The following is a 21829-nucleotide window of genomic DNA, read 5'->3' on the forward strand; positions in this document are numbered from 1 at the left end:
AGAATGGAGCAAAAGCAATATAACTTGTACGATGTTGTGGAAATGAAGAAAGCCCACCCATGTGGTGAGAACCGTTGGAAGATTATTCGTATGGGAATGGATATCCGCATTAAGTGCGAGGGGTGTGACCATTCAGTAATGATTCCTCGAAGAGAATTTGATCGTAAGGTGAAAAAAATACTTGTGAAGCACGAAGAATAGAGAGAAAGTAACAGTTGCAATGGGTAGCTGTTACTTTTTTTCGTTTGGAGGAAACTTGTCATTTTTTTCGTTACTATCTATAATGATGAAAGATTGAGACATAGGAGTGAAAAATATGGGATTAACGGCTGGGATTGTTGGATTACCTAACGTAGGGAAGTCAACTTTATTTAATGCGATTACACAAGCAGGAGCAGAATCTGCAAACTATCCATTCTGTACAATTGATCCAAACGTAGGGATTGTAGAAGTACCAGATGAGCGTTTAAATAAATTAACGGAATTAGTAGAACCGAAAAAAACTGTTCCGACTGTATTTGAGTTTACTGATATTGCGGGTATTGTAAAAGGTGCTAGTAAAGGTGAAGGATTAGGAAATAAATTCTTATCTCACATTCGCCAAGTAGATGCAATTTGCCAAGTTGTTCGTTGTTTTGAAGACGAAAATATTACGCACGTTTCAGGGAAAGTAGATCCGATTGATGATATTGAAACAATCAACTTAGAGCTAATCTTAGCGGATTTAGAATCTGTTGATAAACGTATCGAACGTGTTGCGAAATTAGCAAGACAAAAAGATAAAGAAGCAGTATACGAGCATGAAATTTTAGTTCGTTTAAAAGAAGCTTTTGAAGAGGGAAAACCGGCTCGTACTGTTGAATTTACAGAAGAGCAAATGAAAATTGTTAAAGGCCTTCATTTACTTACAACGAAAGAAATGCTATACGTAGCAAATGTAAGTGAAGATGATATTATGGATCCTTCTGAAAACAAATACGTACAAATGGTAAAAGAATTTGCTGCAAATGAAAATTCTCAAGTAATCGTTGTATGTGCAAAAATCGAAGAAGAAATTGCTGAACTAGATGAGGAAGAGAAAAAAGTATTCCTTGAAGAACTAGGCATTGAAGAATCTGGTTTAGATCAATTAATTCGTGCTGCATACAATTTATTAGGACTTGCTACTTACTTCACAGCTGGTGTGCAAGAAGTGCGCGCATGGACGTTCAAACAAGGTATGAAAGCACCGCAATGTGCTGGCGTAATTCATACAGACTTCGAGCGTGGATTTATTCGTGCGGAAACAGTTTCTTATGAAGACTTAATGACAAACGGTTCTATGACAGCTGCAAAAGAAGCTGGTAAAGTTCGTTTAGAAGGAAAAGAGTATATCGTAAAAGACGGAGACGTTATGCACTTCCGCTTCAACGTTTAATTTAATATTTCCTAGGAAAAATTAAGATATAAGCTTGGCAAATATATTATGTGTTTGCCAAGTTTTTTATGTATGGGTGAGTTGATTCATCTAACTTACTATGATATAATCTAAACTCGTGAGTAATTACTATAAATTAATTGCTCCTTGCCCATTACGGGCCGTTTAGACCAAAAGGAGGTGAAAGTGTAATGAGAAAGTACGAAATTATGTACATCATTCGTCCTGGCGTTGAAGAAGAAGCTCAAAAAGCTTTAGTTGAACGTTTTGCAGGTGTTTTAACAAACAATGGTGCAGAAATCATTAACACGAAAGAGTGGGGTAAGCGTCGTTTAGCTTACGAAATCAACGACTTACGTGAAGGTTTCTACATGATCTTAAACGTGAACTCTAACGCAGAAGCGATTAACGAATTCGACCGTTTAGCTAAGATCAACGAAGACATCCTTCGTCATATCGTTGTTAAAGAAGAAGAAAAATAATTGATATATAAGGGAGAGTGGTTCGATTGATGAATCGTGTTATCCTCGTTGGTCGTTTAACTAAGGACCCTGACTTACGTTACACGCCCAATGGTGTTGCAGTAGCTACTTTTACGTTAGCTGTGAATCGCGCATTTGCGAATCAACAAGGTGAGCGTGAAGCTGACTTTATTAATTGTGTAATATGGCGTAAACAAGCAGAAAACGTAGCAAATTATTTGAAAAAAGGTAGCTTAGCAGGCGTAGATGGACGTCTTCAAACTCGTAATTACGATGGACAAGATGGTAAACGTGTATATGTAACAGAAGTTCTTGCGGAAAGCGTACAATTTTTAGAGCCGCGTAATGGCGGTGGGGAGCAACGTGGTTCATTTAATCAGCAACCATCAGGAGCTGGTTTCGGTAACCAAAGCTCTAACCCATTTGGTCAATCTAGTAATTCAGGCAACCAAGGTAACCAAGGAAACTCTGGATTTACGAAGAATGACGATCCATTTTCAAATGTCGGTCAACCGATCGACATTTCCGACGACGATTTACCGTTCTAATACAGTAAATTTGTTAGTTTTAACAAAGAATGGAGGGAAATAGACATGGCAGGACGCAAAGGTGGACGTGCGAAACGTCGTAAGGTGTGTTTCTTCACAGCTAACGGCATCACTCGCATTGATTATAAAGATGTTGATTTATTAAAACGTTTCGTTTCTGAGCGTGGTAAAATTTTACCTCGTCGTGTAACAGGAACAAGCGCAAAATACCAACGCAAACTTACAGTTGCAATTAAACGTGCTCGTCAAATGGCACTTTTACCATATGTTGGTGAATAATAGCGTATGAAATGCACAGTAGAGTCGGACTCTACTGTGCATTTTGCTATGCTTTTCTTTTTTGAAAGAGAGGTTATATGATGAAAAATACGAAATTTATTACTGAGGGTGCAGCGTTATTAGCCATATATGCAATGTTATTGCTTATATCTATGTATGTGCCGATTTTAGGTGCAGTTGTAACGTTTGCGTTGCCATTGCCATTTATATTGCTAACGATAAGATATAAATTATCTAATGCCTTTGTGATTTTTGCGGCAGCGCTTTTTATTACTGTTATTGTCAGCCAACCGATGAACCTAGTAAAGACAACTATGTTTGGATTGATAGGTATCGTTTTAGGATATATGTATAAAAAACGAAAAAAACCAGTAGAACTTTTGATGGCCGGGACGCTTGCGTACTTAATTAGTATTATGCTCATTTATGTTGCGAGTATAAAGTTTTTTAACATAGATTTAATGAAGCAAATGCAAAATATGTTTAATGAAAGTATGGCGCAAAGTGAAAAGATAGTTAATGCTGCGGGTATGCCTATTAGTAAAGAACAAAAAGAATTATTTGCACAATTTAATGATGTGTTACAAACGTTATCCCCAAGTTTACTTGTAATGGTCTCGGTATGTTTTTCTTGGATTACAGTTATGATATCAGGTAGTGTTTTGAGAAAGCTAAAACATGACGTTATACATTGGCCTAAATTTAAAGATATACAATTACCAAAGAGTATTGTTTGGTATTACGTTATATTCATTTTGCTATCAACTTTTATAAAAGTAGAACCGACATCATATTTACATATGGTATTTTCTAATCTATATGTCATATTTGCTTTACTACTAGTACTGCAAGGTCTGACGTTTATCACTTTTCTGGCGCATAGTAAAGGTTTTACAAAAGGAGTTCCTATCATTAGTTTTATTGCCTGCATGTTTATTCCGATGCTGTTTCCTCTTGTGACAATCTTAGGTATAATTGATTTAGGGATTTCATTGCGTTCTAAAATAGGAGGATAAAGTAATATTCCTTATACTATTTTAATCTGTTTAACTAACTGGAAGGTGAGTTAGTTTTACTTTATAGGAGTTGTATACATGCCTGAATTTTATAAGAAACAGTGGTTTTTATATCCTGTTTACGTATTGGCATTTTTTGTGTTTGTGCTCATTTCAATCCTCTGTTATTTTCATTTAATGATGGGGATAGCCGCCTTTTTTATTTTTTGTATTGTACTTTTTGTTGTTGTGCGATTTGAACTTACCTTTCAAAAGAACTTTGAAAAACATACGACAGAGATGATTACAAGGGTAAAGAAAGTGAGTAATGAGGCATTTAACCAAATGCCGATTGGTATTTTGTTATACAATAAGGATTATGGGATTGATTGGGCGAATCCTTATTTATCTTCATGCCTAGGACAGCATGCATTAGCTGGATGGCACCTTTATGATGTATCAGAAACGTTACTTCTTTTTATTAAGGGAGAAACTTCCGACGATATAGTCTCTTTAAATAATCGAAAGTTTCGTGTCTTTGTAAGGAAAGAAGAAAAGTTAATTTATTTCTTTGATGTAACAGAACAAACGGAGATTGAAAAGATGTACGAAGATCAACGCACTGTTTTAGCTGTCATTTATTTAGACAATTATGATGAAGTTACACAAGGGCTAGATGATCAATTACGTACGAACATAACAAGTCTTGTAACATCAAGACTAAATGAATGGGCTGTTAAGTATGGGGCATATTTAAAGCGTGCATCTTCAGAAAGATTCTTCGTTGTACTAAATGAAAGTATTTTAGCGCAGATGGAGAAAGGGAAATTTAGCATTTTAGATCAGGTGCGTGAAGAAACATCCAAAAGGAATATACCACTTACCTTAAGTGTAGGTGTTGGATCAGGTGATTTACCTTTATCAGAGCTTGGAGCAATGGCTCAGTCAGGTTTAGACCTTGCGCTTGGCCGTGGCGGAGATCAAGTAGCTATTAAACAAGCAACAGGTAAAGTTAAGTTTTATGGTGGTAAGACAAATCCAGTTGAAAAACGTACTCGTGTACGTGCTAGAGTTATTTCGCATGCGTTAAAGGATTTAGTATTAGAAAGTAGTAACGTCATTATAATGGGACATAGAGCTCCTGATATGGACGCAATTGGTGCTGCGATTGGTATTTTAAAGGTAGCGCAATTAAATGAGCGCAAAGGATATATTGTGCTAGATGAAAATGATTCTGATAAGGGAATTAAGCGTTTGATGGATAAAGTGAAACAAAACGAAGAGTTATGGTCTCACTTTATTACACCAGGACAAGCGATGGAATTTGCTAATGATGATTCTTTACTTGTTGTTGTTGATACGCATAAACCTTCAATGGTGATGGAAGAAAAGCTGTTACACAAAATTGAAAATGTAGTTGTTATTGACCATCATCGTCGAGGAGAAGATTTTATTGAAGATCCATTGCTTGTTTACATGGAGCCATATGCTTCTTCCACGGCAGAACTTGTTACAGAATTACTTGAATACCAACCGAAAAATTTAAAAATGACAATGTTAGAAGCAACAGCGTTGTTAGCAGGTATTATTGTTGATACGAAAAGCTTTACATTCCGGACAGGTGCCCGTACGTTTGATGCCGCTTCTTATTTACGCTCACATGGTGCAGATACTGTACTTGTACAAGAGTTGTTAAAAGAAGATATGGATCAGTATTTACGGGTTGCAAAAGCTATTAAAAATGCGTACATTTATACAAATGGAATTGCGATTGCAAAAGTTGATAGTGATGATTACTACGATCAAGTGCTTATTGCACAATCAGCGGACACATTATTAACAATGACAGGAATTATTGCGTCATTTGTTATCGCAAAACGTGGTGAGAATTTCATTGGAATTAGCGGCAGATCTTTAGGTGAAGTGAATGTGCAGCTAATTATGGAAAATTTAGGCGGTGGTGGGCATTTAACGAATGCAGCCACACAAATGAAAAATGTTACAGTAGATGAAGCTGAGGAGAAGCTTCGAGTTGTTATTGATGACTATTTACAGGGAGGCACACAATCATGAAAGTAATTTTTCTAAAAGACGTAAAAGGTAAAGGGAAAAAAGGAGAAGTAAAAAACGTACCAGATGGCTATGCAAATAACTTCTTACTAAAACAAGGATTAGCTGCTGAAGCGACAAATAGCAGTATGAAAACTTTAGAAGCTCAAAAGCGTAAAGAAGAAAAAGATGCAGCAGCAGAGCTTGAAAGTGCAAAACAATTAAAAGAAACGTTAGAGAAACTAACTGTAGAATTAAAGGCTAAATCTGGAGAAGGTGGCCGTCTATTCGGTTCAATCACAAGTAAACAAATCGTAGATGCAATGCAAAAATCACACAAGATTAAACTTGATAAGCGTAAATTTGAAATGGATGATGCGATTCGGGCATTAGGCTATACAAATGTTACTGTGAAATTGCATCCGCAAGTAACAGCAACAGTAAAAGTTCATGTTAGTGAACAATAAAAATAATTTAAGCAAGGAGGATTGCGTATGAGTGATGTAATGGCTGATCGTACCCCTCCGCATAATATAGAAGCTGAGCAGGCAGTCTTAGGTGCTATATTGATTGATCAGGATGCGTTAACGTCAGCATCGGAACTATTGGTACCTGACTCATTTTATCGAACGAAACATCAAAAGATTTTTGAAGTTATGCTTGGATTGTCTGATAAGGGGGAGCCAATCGACTTAGTAATGATGACGTCAGCGATGGCTGACCAAGGATTATTAGAAGAAGTTGGTGGGGTTTCTTACTTAGCAGAATTAGCAGAAGTTGTTCCGACTGCTGCTAACGTAGAGTATTATGCACGAATCATCGCTGAAAAAGCGTTGTTACGTCGTTTAATTCGAACAGCGACTCATATTGTGTCTGATGGATATGAGAGAGAAGACGATGTGGATGGCCTATTAAATGAGGCTGAGAAAAAAATATTAGAAGTATCACATCAAACGAATGCGAAGGCATTCCAAAATATTAAAGACGTTCTTGTAGATGCTTACGATAAAATCGAACTTTTGCATAATCAAAAAGGTGAAGTTACTGGGATACCAACTGGGTTTACTGAATTAGATAAGATGACGGCAGGGTTCCAGCGAAATGATTTAATCATCGTGGCGGCACGTCCATCGGTAGGAAAAACGGCATTTTCATTAAATATCGCACAAAACGTAGCGACGAAAACGGATGAAAATGTCGCGATTTTTAGTCTAGAGATGGGTGCTGATCAGCTAGTTATGCGTATGCTTTGTGCAGAAGGGAATATCGATGCGCAAAGACTTCGTACCGGATCATTAACTTCTGATGATTGGGCGAAATTAACGATGGCAATGGGTAGCCTTTCTAATGCTGGTATTTATATTGATGATACACCAGGGATTAAAGTAAATGAGATTCGAGCGAAATGTCGTAGATTAAAACAAGAACAGGGTCTTGGTATGATCTTGATTGACTACTTACAGCTTATTCAAGGAAGCGGGAAATCAGGAGAGAACCGTCAGCAGGAAGTATCTGAGATTTCTCGTACACTAAAAGGGATTGCACGTGAATTGCAAGTACCTGTTATTGCCTTGTCACAGTTATCTCGTGGTGTAGAATCTCGTCAAGATAAACGTCCGATGATGTCTGATATTCGTGAGTCGGGAAGTATCGAGCAGGATGCTGATATCGTAGCCTTCTTATATCGTGAAGATTACTATGACCGAGAAACGGAAAATAAAAATACGATTGAAATTATTATTGCAAAGCAGCGTAACGGTCCTGTAGGTTCCGTAGAACTCGCATTCGTTAAAGAGTTCAATAAGTTCGTTAACTTAGAACGTCGCTTCGAGGATGGACATGCGCCGCCTGCATAAGGCTAGTATAAAAAAGAAACACATTTCTTATAATAAGATGTGTTTCTTTTTTTTTATGGGAAAGATAAGGCTTTCATAATGTGAAAAATATAATTCTTACGAACGAAAATGTTTTTTTATAAAAAAATGTTCGCTTTTTGGTTGACTTCTTTTTCGGTTTTGGTACAATTATATTGTTTGAATAGATCGTTTGAAAATTGCGGAGGTGCTTTAATAATGTCTTCAGTAGTAGTTGTAGGAACACAATGGGGCGACGAAGGAAAAGGTAAAATCACTGATTTTCTTTCTGAGCATGCGGAAGTAGTTGCAAGATATCAAGGTGGAAATAACGCAGGACATACAATTGTTTTCGGCGGAGTTAAATATAAATTACACTTAATTCCATCTGGTATTTTCTATAAAGAGAAAATTTGTGTAATCGGAAACGGCTTAGTAGTAGATCCGAAAGCATTACTTGAAGAATTAAAATACTTACACGATCGTGGTGTAAGTACTGATAATTTACGTGTAAGTAACCGTGCGCACGTTATTTTACCTTATCACTTAAAACAAGATGAGTTAGAAGAAGCGAGTAAAGGTGATGACAAAATCGGTACAACGAAAAAGGGTATCGGTCCTGCATATATGGATAAAGCTGCTCGTATTGGTATTCGTATGGCTGATCTTTTAGACCGTGAAGCATTTAAAGAGAAGCTTGAGCGCAATTTAGCACAAAAAAATCGCTTATTTGAAAAAATGTACGATACAGAAGGTTTCAGTGTAGAAGAAATCTTCGAAGAGTACTTCGAGTACGGACAACAAATCGCGCAATATGTATGTGATACATCTGTTGTATTAAATGATGCATTAGATAACAATCACCGTGTATTATTTGAAGGTGCACAAGGTGTTATGCTTGATATCGACCACGGTACGTACCCGTTCGTTACATCTTCTAACCCGATTGCTGGTGGTGTAACAGTTGGAACTGGAGTTGGTCCTGCGAAAGTTACTCGCGTTGTAGGTGTATGTAAAGCATATACAAGCCGCGTTGGTGATGGTCCATTCCCTACTGAGCTTCATGATGAAATTGGTCATCAAATTCGTGAAGTTGGTCGTGAGTATGGAACGACAACTGGTCGTCCACGACGCGTAGGTTGGTTCGATAGCGTTGTTGTAAGACATGCACGTCGTGTTAGTGGTTTAACAGATCTATCATTAAACTCTATCGACGTTCTAACTGGTATTCCAACTCTTAAAATTTGTGTTGCTTACAAATGCGATGGCGAAGTTATCGATGAAGTTCCAGCAAACTTAAACATTTTAGCGAAATGTGAGCCTGTATACGAAGAGCTTCCAGGTTGGACAGAAGATATTACTGGTGTAAGATCATTAGACGAGCTTCCTGAAAATGCACGAAAATACGTAGAACGTGTTTCTGAATTAACAGGAATTCAATTATCTATGTTCTCAGTTGGACCAGATCGTAACCAAACAAATATCGTTCGTAACGTATACGAAGCTTAATTGATATTTTTGAGAAAAAACTCATGTCCGCATGAGTTTTTTCTTATCTTTTATAAAAAAAATAAAAAAGGTATTGCAAAATATAAAGGAAACATGTTATGATACATCTTGTCGTCACGAAAATATGACGTTGGTGAGTATGAGCCATTAGCTCAGTTGGTAGAGCATCTGACTTTTAATCAGAGGGTCGAAGGTTCGAGTCCTTCATGGCTCACCATTTTATTTTTCGTGGCCCGTTGGTCAAGTGGTTAAGACACCGCCCTTTCACGGCGGTAACACGGGTTCGAATCCCGTACGGGTCATGTCTTTTTTTTATGTTCATTTTTGGTCCCGTGGTGTAGTGGTTAACATGCCTGCCTGTCACGCAGGAGATCGCCGGTTCGACCCCGGTCGGGACCGCCACTTTTGTTTATACCACCATTAGTGGTTTTATATATAGTTTTGGCTCGGTAGCTCAGTCGGTAGAGCAGAGGACTGAAAATCCTCGTGTCGGCGGTTCGATTCCGTCCCGAGCCACTCTCAGGATATTAAGTGGGCCCACTTAATATCCTTTTTATTTGTGTAATTTTACAAAATTGAGTAGTTATTTTAAAATAGAATGAGGAGCCTCTAGCAGTTGAAGCTAGAGGTTTTTCTATAGATCGTATAGGATTCCGTGTAAAAGTGGATCATACATGAGTCTGTGAGAATAGAGGAGAAAGTACTTAAGCAAAAGATGAGGTCATATAAGGACATACTATGTAGACATCAATGTGTTTAGGGATATTGACCATATTTTTACCCCACTATTTAACGGGCAGTAAGATCCTACCTCAAAATTCAGCGAAGATAAAAGAAGTCAGGTGCGGGATCAACTGCTCGAAAATGCCCAATTGGTGAGGGCTAATAATCGTTGGGGGATGAAACTCCCCAACGATTAAAGTTTCACTTTATAAGGAGGAAATAGACGATGATGGGAAAGAAAATTTTAGTAGTTGATGATGAAAAGCCGATTGCGGATATTTTGAAGTTCAACCTAGAAAAAGAAGGTTTTGAAATTGTAATGGCGCATGATGGTGATGAAGCAATTGAAAAAGCAAATGAAGAACAGCCAGATATGGTTTTATTAGATATTATGCTACCAGGTAAGGATGGTTTAGAGGTTTGCCGTGAAATACGTAAAAGCTCAGAAATGCCGATTATTATGCTTACAGCGAAGGACTCTGAAATTGATAAAGTATTAGGACTTGAGCTTGGTGCAGATGATTATGTAACGAAGCCATTTAGTACGAGAGAATTACTTGCTCGTGTGAAGGCGAATTTACGTCGCCATCAACAAGGTGGTGCTGCAGAAAAAGAAGAGAATACGGAAATGGTTATTGGACCAATTGTTATTAATCCAAATGCGTATAGTGTAACGAAACGTGAGGAAAATATTGAACTTACACATCGTGAATTTGAGCTACTACATTATTTAGCGAAGCATTTAGGACAAGTTATGACACGCGAACATTTATTGCAAACAGTTTGGGGTTATGACTACTTTGGAGATGTACGTACAGTCGATGTAACAGTGCGTCGTTTACGTGAAAAAATTGAAGATAATCCAAGTCATCCTACATTAATTGTCACTAGACGTGGAGTAGGATATTACTTGCGTGACCCAGAGCAGGAATAGTATATGAAGAAAGTCGGTTTTTTTCAATCTATTCATTTAAAATTTGTACTCATATATATGCTATTAATATTGATAGCAATGCAGGTTATTGGTGTATATTTCGTAAGAGAGTTAGAAAAGAGTCTTGTGCAAGGCTTTAGGGATTCTTTAACGCAGCAAACGAACTTATTAGCATATAACTTGAAACAAGAGTTTAAAAAAAGTTATACAAAATCAGAAACAGAGTCAACAGATGAAACGATTAAAACTTCAATTCGAAAATTTGCCTCTGATCGAAAGAAAGATATTCAAGAGGTAAGTGTGTTTGATGCGCATAGAAAGTTACTCGCTATTTCAGATGAGTCAAAGCAAAATAAGGTAAATAGAACATCAACTGATATAGCTGTTCAGCGGGTATTGGTACAGAAAAAGCCAGAAGTAAAAATTGAGAAGGATGGTCGTACAGGCCATCGCGTACAAGTTATGATTACTCCTATTATGGATGATAACGGTAAAGATGCACTTGGTGCTATTTATGTTGTTGCATCTATGGAAGATGTTTATAAGCAGATGAAGGATATTAATCAAATTTTTGCGACCGGAACCGTTATTGCATTACTCGTAACAGCTGTACTTGGAATTTTGTTAGCTCAAACGATTACGAGACCAATCTCTGATATGCGAAGACAAGCGATTGAAATGGCGAAAGGAAACTATTCAAGAAAAGTAAAAGTGCATAGCCATGATGAAATTGGACAATTAGCATTATCTTTCAATAATTTATCAAAAAAATTACAACAAGCTCGTTCTTCAACGGAAAGTGAAAGACGTAAATTATCATCTGTTTTATCACATATGACAGATGGGGTAATTGCTACCGACCGGAAAGGGGACATTATTTTATTAAATGATCCTGCGGAAAAGATGTTAAATGTTTCGCGTGAAACGGCACTCGATCGATCTGTTTTAGAAGTATTAGGGATACAAGAAGAATTTACACTCGATCATTTATATGAAGAACCTGATTCTGTATTATTAGATTTTAGTACGAGAAATGAACCATATATTTTACGTGCTAGCTTCTCTGTTATTCAAAAAGAGACAGGGAAAGCAAATGGTTTAATCGCCGTATTATATGATGTAACTGAACAGGAGCGTATAGAAAGGGAACGCCGTGAGTTTGTGGCAAACGTTTCCCATGAATTAAGAACACCATTAACAACGATGCGCAGTTACTTAGAGGCACTTACAGACGGTGCGTGGCAAGATCCGAATATTGCACCGCAATTTTTAACAGTTACACAAGAAGAAACAGAAAGAATGATTAGACTTGTAAATGCGTTATTACAACTATCTAAACTTGATAGTACAGAACATCGTTTAATGAAAGAATGGGTCGACTTTACTGACTTCTTTAATAACGTTATTGATCGTTTTGAAATGTCTAAAGAGCAAAACGTAAGCTTCAAACGATCTTTCTCTAAAAAATCTCGATTTATTGATATGGATACGGATAAAATTACGCAAGTATTGTATAACATTATTTCGAATGCATTAAAGTATTCACCAGAAGGTGGAACAGTAACATATCGTTTGCGTGATCGCGGAGAATTGTTAGAGATTAGTGTAAGCGATCAAGGAATGGGTATTCCGAAAGAAAACGTCGATAAAATCTTTGAACGTTTTTATCGCGTAGATAAAGCACGTTCAAGACAAATGGGTGGTACAGGACTTGGATTAGCAATTGCGAAAGAAATGATTGAGGCACATGGTGGCTCAATTTGGGCGAAGAGTGAGGAAGGAAAAGGGACAACGATTTATTTCACATTGCCAATGGCAGCGGATGAAGAGGACGAATGGGAATGAGTATGGAAAATGTTAAAACAATAGTTTTAATTAACTTAGTTGTAATTAGCCTATTTCTTACTTTTAACTTATGGACGTATGTGCCAGATTCCACGTCTATGCAAAACGCAAAGTTTGTGCAGGGGAATGAAGGAACTACTCAAACTAAAATTGCTGATGTTGTCCGCCCTACTTCTATCATCGTGCATAAAGATAAAAATCATTATGGGAGCAAGAGAGAGGGAGATATAGAATCCATCTATAAACCTTTGGAAGCAGGGGAATTACATGAGTTCAAGGAAATATCGATTGCTAAGGCTGATTTCCTTTCTTATGTGCATGGTGAAGGAAAGATTGAGCTTATTTTTCCTACCAATATCCCGTTTGATGCAGTTAAATCTATGTTTAGTATGAAAGAAAAAAGTATAGATAAACCTAAACATTTTAATCGAATTATTCTTGATCCCTCTAGAAGTAGGGATCAAGAAATTAAAATTAATTTTGTTTCCGATGGTGATAACTCTAGAATATATGAAGCAAAATTAAGTGGTGTGTATTTAAAAGATATTGTAAATGCACAAAATCAATTTATAGTATCAGCAAAACCATATTTTGATTATCAAATTAATGATATGAAAAAGATATTTTTACCAGATGGAACGACGGAATTAAATAATATAACGTATATTTCATCTAATTTAGCGGTTGATACATTTAAGAATGCTCTGTTTAGTGATCCTCGTTATTTAAGTCCGATTACCGAGAAATCGAAAGAAACATTTACAGATGGTATTAGGTCCATGGAGATTGAAAATGATCGTCATATGCTAAAGTATAAAAATTCTTCTGTTTCAAGTGAGAAAACGACAGATAATTTAATGCTTTTACAAAAAAGCTTTGATTTTGTAAATGGTCACAGTGGGAGCCTGGATTCATATCGTTTGGACTATATGAATAAAGGACAGACAGTATTCCGTTTACATGAAGATGGTTATTCCGTATTCAATACAGATGGATTAGCTGAGTTGAGACAAATATGGGGATCCGAAGAAGTAATGGAATATGAAAGACCATTGTTATCTTTAAACACGAAAGGGATAGAACAGAAGGTTACCCTTCCGTCAGGTCATGTTGTGATAGCATCTTTAGAAAATAATGCTGCTGTAGATAAAAGACTCATTAAAGACATTGGTATTGGATACAAATTATCACTAGATGGGCAAGTAGCGCGACTACAGCCAATTTGGTATGTAAAGTTTGTTGAAGATGAAGCTGGCAAACAAAAAATATATGAGTGGAGTGAGGGAGGACTAAATGGATTGGGATCGGATTAAAACCATATTTATTGTGACCTTTTTTGTTTTGGACCTCTTTCTCATTTTTCAATTCATTCAAAAGCAAGATAGTAATCAATTGGAGCTTATTGCAGAAACAAAGATAGATCAAGAATTAAAAGCAAACAAAATTACTATGGGTAATTTTCCTAAAGAACCGAAAAAAGAGGCATTTATTAGGGCAGAAAACAAGGCATTTAAAGAAGAAGATATACAATCTTTAAAAAATCAAACGGCGCATATACAAAATATGTACAAGATAGAAAGTAAGCTAAAAGAGCCCTTTTTAAATACAAAATCATTATCTAAAGATAAGTATAGTGATTTTTTGAAGAACTATGTATTGGATGGACAAAAGTATGAATTTGGCGCGATGAAAGACTCCAAAATTTACTTTTTCCAAAAATATAAAGACAAGCCTATTTTCTATAATGATCAGGCAATGATTGTTGTGGAATTAAATGAAAAAAATGAACTTGTGTCATACACGCAGACGATGCTAACGGATTTAAAGGAAATGGGCGAAAGTGAAAAAACGAAACAGCAAGAAATTATTACTGCCCAAACGGCTTTAGAAAACCTATATTTAAAAAATAAAATTCATGGGAATACACATGTAAAAGAAGCACAAATTGGTTATGCCAACCTTACCGCATCTACTTCTAATAACCAAGTACTCGCTCCAACATGGAATTTAAAAACGGAGCAGAAGCAGGACTTCTTTGTAAATGCAATTGAAGGACAAGTTATGGAATTAGGTGAAAAGGAAAATCAAGTGGTTGATGAACATACTGGAGTGAGAAAGAATGGGGTTGCATTTTAGCGTACTTGCAAGTGGAAGTACAGGGAATATGCTATATGTAGGAACAGATGAAAAGAAATTACTCGTCGATGCAGGTTTAAGTGGTAAAGCAACAGAGGCTTTATTTAAACAGGCAGAACTAAATATAAATGATGTATCAGGTATTCTTGTAACACATGAACATAGTGATCATATTAAAGGATTAGGTGTATTGGCACGCAAATATGATTTGCCTGTGTATGCAAATGAGAAAACATGGAACGCAATGGAACACTTAATAGGAAATATCCCAACTGAGCAAAAGTTTATTTTCTCAGTTGGGGATGTGAAAACATTTGGTGATATTGAGGTCGAGTCATTTGGGGTGTCTCATGATGCGGCAGAGCCGATGTTCTATGCTTTTCATAACAATAATAGAAAGTTAGCCCTTATTACAGATACGGGATACGTGAGTGACCGTATGAAAGGTGTTATTAAGGGAGCTAATGCTTTCGTATTTGAAAGTAATCATGACGTAGAAATGCTTCGTATGGGACGTTATCCATGGAGTATTAAGCGACGTATTTTAAGTGATGTGGGTCACGTTTGTAATGAGGACGCTGCATTAGCGATGGCAGATGTAATTACAGATGAGACAAAACATATTTATTTAGCCCATTTAAGTTTAGATAATAACATGAAAGAACTAGCACGTATGTCAGTGTCACAAGTATTAGAGGAAAAAGGATTTGGAGTGGGAGAAGCCTTTGAAATTCACGATACAGATCCAAAAATGCCGACAAAAATTCAATACGTATAATTCTTCATTTTAGTAAACAATAAAGGTGAATATAGTTGTTTTCAGGAAGATAGGTGAACAAATATGTCCTTTATTGATGAAGAAAATTATCGTATGAAACGTGCAAGGAAAAAGAAGCATAAAGGTATTGTTATCTCTAGCATAGCAGGAACAATTGTAGGGGCTTCGTTATTTGCATTTGGAGCTCCTTTATTTGCAAATGATGCAGGCACGCTTCCGCAAGCTGAAGCAAGTGGCAGTAATATGGCCCAAGCGCAAGGAATTAAACAAATTAGCTTTGTGGATGCTGTTGATCGTGCGTCTGAAGCTGTTGTTGGCGTTATTAATATTCAACGAGATAATTTTTCAGAGGCAGATTCAGAAGCTGGTACAGGATCGGGTGTAATTTATAAAAAGGCAGATGGCCAAGCTTATATTGTAACGAATAATCATGTTGTTGCTGGGGCGAATCGTATTGAAGTAAGTTTAAGTGACGGTAAGAAAGTTCAGGGAAAAGTATTAGGAACTGATGTAGTCACAGATTTGGCCGTACTACAAATAGATGCAAAGCATGTGAAAAAGGTAATTGAAATTGGTGACTCTAATACTGTTCGTAGAGGAGAACCGGTCATTGCGATTGGAAACCCGCTTGGGCTACAATTTTCTGGAACTGTCACACAAGGCATTATTTCAGCTAATGAACGTATTGTCCCTGTAGATTTAGATCAAGATGGACATTATGATTGGCAAGTTGAAGTATTGCAAACAGACGCAGCAATTAACCCAGGTAATAGTGGTGGTGCGCTTGTAAATGCGGCAGGTCAATTAATTGGCATTAACTCAATGAAAATTGCAGCAAAAGAAGTAGAAGGAATTGGACTAGCTATTCCTGTTACTAGAGCTGTTCCTATTATGAATGAATTAGAGAAGTACGGAAAAGTAAGAAGACCGTATGTTGGAATTGAACTTAGATCGTTAAATGAGATTCCAAATTATCATTGGTCAAAAACATTACATTTACCAGCTAATGTAACAGAAGGGGTTTGCATTTTAGATGTGAAAAGTCCTTCGCCAGGTGTAGATGCTGGTTTACGAGAACACGATGTGATTGTAGCAGTTGATGGAAAACCGGTTCGCGATATTATCGGGTTCCGTACGGTCTTATATGATAAAAAAATTAATGATAAAATGACTCTTACATTTTATCGTGGTACAAAACGAGCAACAACAACGGTTAAGCTAGGCATTCAAAAGTATTAAAAACAGGAGGTCCTACCTCCTGTTTTCTATTGTAGAAAAGTGAGGTGAAGAATATGAATTTACCTTGTTGTTTAGAACATGTTGAATTAGCTTTAGATATCATTGTGGATGAGTGTGAAGTTGCACCGGTTATCAACAATGTGGATAACTCAGAAAAAGAGAAAAAAACATGTGAATTTTGTCAAAATGAGGCGACATATGTTGTATCGAACACAGATTCTCACACAATATGTGGGTAACATTTGTGGATATGTGGATAAGTTATGTGGATAACATGTTTGTAAGGTGGGGAATACGTGTGAATATCTCGATTATTTCAATTGGGAAATTAAAAGAAAAATATTTAAAACAAGGTATAGCAGAATACTTAAAACGATTATCTGCATACGCAAAAGTAGAAGTAATTGAATTACCAGATGAAAAGGCACCAGAAAATTTAAGTGAAGCAGAAATGTTAATTGTAAAAGAAAAAGAAGGTATACGTATACTGGATAAAATTTCTGACGATACGCACGTTATTGCGCTAGCGATAGAAGGAAAACAAAAATCATCAGAAGAATTTGCAGTAAGCTTAGATCGTCTTGCTACATATGGAAAGAGTAAAGTTGCCTTTGTAATTGGTGGATCACTTGGACTAAGTTCAGAAGTAATGAAGCGTTCAAACGAATCACTTTCTTTTTCAAAGATGACATTACCACACCAATTAATGCGATTAGTATTGCTTGAGCAAGTGTATAGAGCGTTTCGTATTAATCGTGGGGAACCGTATCATAAATAGTACATTCAAACGGCTACAGATGTGGCCGTTTTCTATATTTCCTAAAATAAGTATGTTTCTATTTCTAAAAAAGTGTGATGTAATATGAAGAGGAAAAAAGTACAAGTAGTCATAGAAGTGAGGAATTAAAGGTGAAGAAGTTTAAAAAGTTTTACTTGGAGATTACGAGTGTATGTAATCTTGCGTGCAGCTTTTGTCCGCCGACGGAAAGGCAGAAGCAGTTCATTTCTGTGGAGGATTTTGCGAAAAGATTAGACCAAATTAAACCTCACACAGACTACATTTATTTGCACGTGAAGGGTGAGCCGTTGCTTCATCCAAAAATAGATCAACTGTTAGATTTAAGCCATGAAAAAGGGTTTAAAGTTAATATTACAACGAACGGAACGTTAATTAATAAGAGAAGGCATAGACTGTTAAATAAGCCTGCTCTAAGACAAATGAATTTTTCATTGCACAGTTTTGATGGACACCCAGGTTCTCAAGATAAAGAGGGTTATGTAAGAAGTATACTCTCCTTTATTAGAGAGGCGACGAGTCAATCGGATTTAATTGTTTCACTGAGATTATGGAATTTAACGCAGGATAATAAAACAAATGCTGAAATCCAGAAAAATAGAGAGTTATTATCCATTATTGAAAATGAGTTTGGTCTATCTTATCAAATCGAAGAGAAGCTTACACCAGGAAAAGGTATAAAAATTGCAGAACGTGTCTTTATTAATCAAGACTATGAATTCCAGTGGCCAGCATTACATGAAGAAGAGGATGATGGAAAAGGATTCTGTCATGGTCTTCGAAATCAGGCAGGAATTTTAGCAAACGGAACAGTTATTCCTTGCTGTTTAGATGGTGAAGGGATTATTAACCTTGGAAATATTAATACTGACTCATTTTCTAACATTATAGAAGGTGAAAGAGCGACAAACATTGTCGATGGATTTTCGAAAAGGATTGCAGTCGAAGAGCTATGCAGAAAATGTGGATACCGTAAAAGATTTGGAAAGTAAATATGAAATAAGCCCTCATAAAGTGAGGGCTTATTTTTTATCCCGCTATTTGCCGGGCAGTAAGACCCCCACCTCAAAATTCAGCGGAAGCAAAGAAGTTAGGTGGGGAGCGGGCTGCCCGTAAAAGCCCGATTGGTGAGGACTAATAATCAGTGGGGGATGGACACCCCCACTGATTAAAGTTTCACTTTATTCTTGATAAGAGCGTTCTAATTCATCAATTAAGGAACCGACGTAAGAAACGGCCCTGCGTATTGCATCTGGTTTTGACATATCTACTCCTGCATGTTTCATTAATTCAAGTGGTTTCATCGTACCACCAGCGCGAAGTACATCTAACCAGCGGTCAACAGCAGGTTGTCCTTCCTCTTTAATCATTTGAGCTACCGCAGTAGATGCAGTAAGACCAGCGGAATAGGTGTAAGAATATAAGCCCATATAATAATGAGGTTGACGCATCCAAGTTAAGCCAGCACCTTCGTCAATTTCTACAGAATTTCCCCAGAATGTAGAAAGTACATTTGTTTTTATTTCAGTTAAAGTTGTAGCTGTAAGGGCTCCGCCTTCTTCTGCTAGCGTGTATACTCTTCTTTGATATTCTCCCTCAAGTAAATGGGTAACAAAGTTATGATAATATGTGCCGAGTAGTTGCAGAATCACCCATCTGCGCATTCTCTTATCGTCATTCGTCGCTAATAAATGTTGGGCTAATAGTAATTCATTCATTGTAGACGGGGCTTCAACAAAGTACATAGATGGACGTACGTTCATAATACGCTGGTTTTTATTTGCTAAATAAAAATGACCGGCATGTCCAAATTCATGAGCTAATGTGAAGCAGCCACGCATCGTATTTTGCCATGTAATTAAAATGTATGGATGAGAACCATACGGGCTTGAACAAAATGCCCCAGTTGATTTCCCTACATTATCTGCAAGATCAACCCATCTTTCTTTGAATCCTTTTTCGATAATGGAACTATATTCATCCCCTAGTACTTGTAAAGAGTCTTGAATGAGTTTTCCAGCTTCTTCATAAGTAATTGCCGGATTAAATTCGGGATCTAACGGTGCATGTAAGTCGCAGAACAGCATTTGATCGAGTCCTAATACTTTCTTTTTTAAATCTGCAAAGCGGCGCATATGAGGCGCCAATTCTTTATAAATAATATCAAGTTGATTGTTATACATTTCAAGTGGAACTTTTTGAGGTTCTAGAAGCATATGAGTAACAGATTCAAACTTGCGTAAGCGAGAAAGTGTCACTTGTTTTTTTACTTCAGTCGCATATGTTGTTGCCACTGTATTTTTATATCGTTTCAACGTGGAAACAAATGATGAGTATGCTTTCCTACGTATGTCTACGTTTGGGGAAAACTCATATTTACTTTCAAATAATGCAAATGATACAGGGAGTTCGTTTCCTTGTTCATCTTGTATGGAAGTAAAATCCATATCGGCTAATTTAGTCATACCGTAAATTTTGTATGGAGAACTATGTACTTCGCCAAGTGCAGCAAGAGCTTCTTCTGTTTCAGGAGAGAGCGTGTGTTGCCTTTTTTGTAGTATGTCTAGTAATGATTTACGGAAAGGTTCGAGTTTTGTTTCTTCAGTTAAATATTTTTCAATTGTTCCTTCGTCAAATGAGAGGATTTCATTATGGATAAAGGATAGTGCAGTATGTACTTTCGTCCATAAAGCAGCAATTTTGGAAGAGTTCGCTTGAACAACTGGGTTTGTACGGTCAGTAGATTCTTTTAAATTTGCGTAAGAGTATAATTTTGTTAACTTCATTAAAAGCTCTTCTTCTAAAAGTAGGCAATGTAATAAAGTAGTGGGGCTAGTGTGTAATTGGCCTTTAAACATATCAAGTTTTTTTATATCGTCTGTTAATACACGTAATGCAGTTTCCCACTCTTTATCACATTCGTATAAATCAGAGAGGTCCCATGTTAGTTCAGTAGGGACTTCCGCGCGAATATGGCGTTTCTCAATTGTATTTTTCATTTGTTATATCCCCCTTATTATAAGTATATAAAAGTATGATACTAGAAAATTCAGTAAAATAAAAATATTTTACATTTCTATATATATAAAAGAAGGACAAGCATACAAATGCTTGTCCTTGGAGTTAATTTTAAAAATTAATATACTTTATCACCGTTGAAAATAGAGTTTTTCACGACTACATAATCTACAGTACGAATTGAATCTAATTTTGTTCCACCCGCGTAAGAGATAGAAGATTGAAGATCTTGTTCCATTTCAACTAAAGTGTCTTCTAAAGAACCTTTATGCTCAACGAACATTTTCTTACCTTCAACGTTTTTCTTCTCGCCTTTTTGGAATTCAGAAGCTGAACCGAAGTACTCTTTATAAAGTTTGCCATCTTTTTTGATTGTTTCCCCTGGAGACTCTTCATGACCAGCGAATAGAGAACCGATCATAACCATAGTCGCCCCAAATCGAATAGATTTAGCTACGTCGCCATGTGTACGAATACCACCGTCAGCGATAATTGGCTTACTTGCAGCTTTTGCACACCAGCGAAGTGCAGCTAGCTGCCAACCACCAGTTCCAAAGCCTGTTTTAATTTTAGTAATACAAACTTTACCAGGTCCAATACCAACTTTTGTTGCGTCAGCACCAGCATTTTCTAATTCTCTTACCGCTTCTGGAGTTCCAACGTTTCCAGCGATAACGAAGCTTTCGGGTAAATGCTTTTTAATATGTTGAATCATGTTGATTACAGCATTAGAATGTCCGTGCGCGATATCAATCGTAATGTATTCAGGCGTAAGGTGCTCAGCAGCTAATTGCTGTACGAATTCATATTCGTCCTCTTTTACACCAACGCTAATAGAAGCGATTAATCCACGTGATTGCATATCTCTAATGAATGAGATTCGTTTCTCTGGTTGGAAACGATGCATGATATAGAAGTAATTATTTTCAGCTAAATAAGTTGCAATTCTTTCATCAATAATCGTTTGCATATTTGCAGGTACGACAGGTAATTTAAATTTATGTTTACCTAAAGTGACAGTTGTATCACATTCAGAGCGGCTATTTACAATACATTTTGCAGGAATTAATTGAATATCTTCATAGTCGAATACGTTTTCCATCATTTACACCCCTAAAATACGAATATTTTATTCAGTTTGTTTAAAAATGTTCGTCCAAAGGATAATTTACATTATTTTCACTCATAAGTCAAAGGTTTTCCTGTTTATATTTAAAAATTGAGTCTA

Annotated in this window: 21 protein-coding genes and 4 tRNA genes; 23 read left to right on the plus strand and 2 right to left on the minus strand. The window is 36.6% G+C overall.

The window, feature by feature from the left end; translation table 11 throughout:
- Positions 1-3 precede the first annotated feature (3 nt).
- The 23 genes from AC3WTI_RS18890 to AC3WTI_RS19000 all read left to right on the plus strand — a co-directional run bounded on the left by AC3WTI_RS18890 (position 4) and on the right by AC3WTI_RS19000 (position 18575).
- Positions 4-201 (plus strand): DUF951 domain-containing protein, encoded by a 198-nt coding sequence (locus AC3WTI_RS18890; protein ID WP_000436051.1) that lies wholly within the window; start codon positions 4-6, stop codon positions 199-201.
- Positions 202-316: 115 nt separating this feature from the next.
- Positions 317-1417 (plus strand): redox-regulated ATPase YchF, encoded by a 1101-nt coding sequence (ychF, locus tag AC3WTI_RS18895; protein WP_087959073.1) that lies wholly within the window; start codon positions 317-319, stop codon positions 1415-1417.
- A gap of 191 nt (positions 1418-1608) precedes the next feature.
- Complete coding sequence (rpsF, locus tag AC3WTI_RS18900; RefSeq protein ID WP_001233781.1) at positions 1609-1899, plus strand: 30S ribosomal protein S6; 291 nt, start codon at positions 1609-1611, stop codon at positions 1897-1899.
- Between the two features lie 26 nt (positions 1900-1925).
- Positions 1926-2447, plus strand: a complete 522-nt coding sequence (gene ssb / locus AC3WTI_RS18905) for a single-stranded DNA-binding protein (protein WP_000981963.1) — start codon at positions 1926-1928, stop codon at positions 2445-2447.
- Between the two features lie 45 nt (positions 2448-2492).
- Positions 2493-2726, plus strand: a complete 234-nt coding sequence (gene rpsR / locus AC3WTI_RS18910) for a 30S ribosomal protein S18 (protein WP_000918873.1) — start codon at positions 2493-2495, stop codon at positions 2724-2726.
- Positions 2727-2806: 80 nt separating this feature from the next.
- Positions 2807-3742, plus strand: coding sequence for a YybS family protein (locus tag AC3WTI_RS18915; RefSeq protein ID WP_142286708.1), 936 nt, complete (start codon positions 2807-2809; stop codon positions 3740-3742).
- A 78-nt stretch (positions 3743-3820) separates the two neighbouring features.
- Complete coding sequence (locus AC3WTI_RS18920; protein WP_087959075.1) at positions 3821-5794, plus strand: DHH family phosphoesterase; 1974 nt, start codon at positions 3821-3823, stop codon at positions 5792-5794.
- Entirely contained in the window at positions 5791-6237 is a 447-nt protein-coding gene (rplI, locus tag AC3WTI_RS18925) for a 50S ribosomal protein L9 (RefSeq protein WP_000864235.1), read from the plus strand. The genes AC3WTI_RS18920 and rplI overlap by 4 nt, the downstream gene beginning before the upstream one ends.
- Positions 6238-6264: 27 nt before the next feature.
- Complete coding sequence (gene dnaB, locus AC3WTI_RS18930) at positions 6265-7626, plus strand: replicative DNA helicase (RefSeq protein WP_001286244.1); 1362 nt, start codon at positions 6265-6267, stop codon at positions 7624-7626.
- A 216-nt stretch (positions 7627-7842) separates the two neighbouring features.
- Entirely contained in the window at positions 7843-9132 is a 1290-nt protein-coding gene (locus AC3WTI_RS18935) for an adenylosuccinate synthase (RefSeq protein ID WP_001977509.1), read from the plus strand.
- A 141-nt stretch (positions 9133-9273) separates the two neighbouring features.
- Positions 9274-9349 (plus strand) — tRNA-Lys (locus tag AC3WTI_RS18940).
- Between the two features lie 13 nt (positions 9350-9362).
- A tRNA-Glu gene (locus tag AC3WTI_RS18945) sits at positions 9363-9434 on the plus strand.
- Between the two features lie 24 nt (positions 9435-9458).
- Positions 9459-9534: transfer RNA gene (locus tag AC3WTI_RS18950), tRNA-Asp, on the plus strand.
- A gap of 41 nt (positions 9535-9575) precedes the next feature.
- A tRNA-Phe gene (locus AC3WTI_RS18955) sits at positions 9576-9648 on the plus strand.
- A 433-nt stretch (positions 9649-10081) separates the two neighbouring features.
- Complete coding sequence (gene walR, locus AC3WTI_RS18960) at positions 10082-10789, plus strand: cell wall metabolism DNA-binding response regulator WalR (protein WP_000971865.1); 708 nt, start codon at positions 10082-10084, stop codon at positions 10787-10789.
- 3 nt (positions 10790-10792) lie between these two features.
- Positions 10793-12634 carry a cell wall metabolism sensor histidine kinase WalK gene (gene walK / locus AC3WTI_RS18965; RefSeq protein WP_087959076.1) on the plus strand — a complete coding sequence of 614 codons (1842 nt, stop codon included), beginning with the start codon at positions 10793-10795 and terminating at the stop codon, positions 12632-12634.
- A complete protein-coding gene (locus AC3WTI_RS18970; RefSeq protein WP_097841583.1) occupies positions 12631-13947 on the plus strand; it encodes a YycH family regulatory protein in 1317 nt (438 codons plus the stop codon). The genes walK and AC3WTI_RS18970 overlap by 4 nt, the downstream gene beginning before the upstream one ends.
- Positions 13928-14770, plus strand: a complete 843-nt coding sequence (locus tag AC3WTI_RS18975; protein ID WP_087959078.1) for a two-component system regulatory protein YycI — start codon at positions 13928-13930, stop codon at positions 14768-14770. Before AC3WTI_RS18970 ends, AC3WTI_RS18975 begins: the two co-directional genes overlap by 20 nt.
- Positions 14754-15548, plus strand: a complete 795-nt coding sequence (locus AC3WTI_RS18980) for an MBL fold metallo-hydrolase (RefSeq protein ID WP_000522836.1) — start codon at positions 14754-14756, stop codon at positions 15546-15548. The genes AC3WTI_RS18975 and AC3WTI_RS18980 overlap by 17 nt, the downstream gene beginning before the upstream one ends.
- 63 nt (positions 15549-15611) lie before the next feature.
- Positions 15612-16787 carry a S1C family serine protease gene (locus AC3WTI_RS18985; protein ID WP_087959079.1) on the plus strand — a complete coding sequence of 392 codons (1176 nt, stop codon included), beginning with the start codon at positions 15612-15614 and terminating at the stop codon, positions 16785-16787.
- 53 nt (positions 16788-16840) lie between these two features.
- Positions 16841-17026 carry a CxxH/CxxC protein gene (locus AC3WTI_RS18990; RefSeq protein ID WP_001052827.1) on the plus strand — a complete coding sequence of 62 codons (186 nt, stop codon included), beginning with the start codon at positions 16841-16843 and terminating at the stop codon, positions 17024-17026.
- Positions 17027-17085: 59 nt separating this feature from the next.
- Positions 17086-17565 carry a 23S rRNA (pseudouridine(1915)-N(3))-methyltransferase RlmH gene (rlmH, locus tag AC3WTI_RS18995; protein WP_001027003.1) on the plus strand — a complete coding sequence of 160 codons (480 nt, stop codon included), beginning with the start codon at positions 17086-17088 and terminating at the stop codon, positions 17563-17565.
- A 131-nt stretch (positions 17566-17696) separates the two neighbouring features.
- Positions 17697-18575 carry a radical SAM/SPASM domain-containing protein gene (locus AC3WTI_RS19000; RefSeq protein ID WP_087959080.1) on the plus strand — a complete coding sequence of 293 codons (879 nt, stop codon included), beginning with the start codon at positions 17697-17699 and terminating at the stop codon, positions 18573-18575.
- A 189-nt stretch (positions 18576-18764) separates the two neighbouring features.
- Here the strand turns inward: AC3WTI_RS19000 and pepF are convergent, their stop codons facing one another.
- Together pepF and guaC are read right to left on the minus strand one after the other, a co-directional pair.
- Positions 18765-20582 (minus strand): oligoendopeptidase F, encoded by a 1818-nt coding sequence (gene pepF / locus AC3WTI_RS19005; RefSeq protein ID WP_097841584.1) that lies wholly within the window; start codon positions 20580-20582, stop codon positions 18765-18767.
- Between the two features lie 137 nt (positions 20583-20719).
- Complete coding sequence (gene guaC, locus AC3WTI_RS19010; protein ID WP_097841585.1) at positions 20720-21703, minus strand: GMP reductase; 984 nt, start codon at positions 21701-21703, stop codon at positions 20720-20722.
- Positions 21704-21829: the final 126 nt, after the last annotated feature.

This window comes from Bacillus sp. EB106-02-03-XG38 (genome assembly GCF_058792175.1).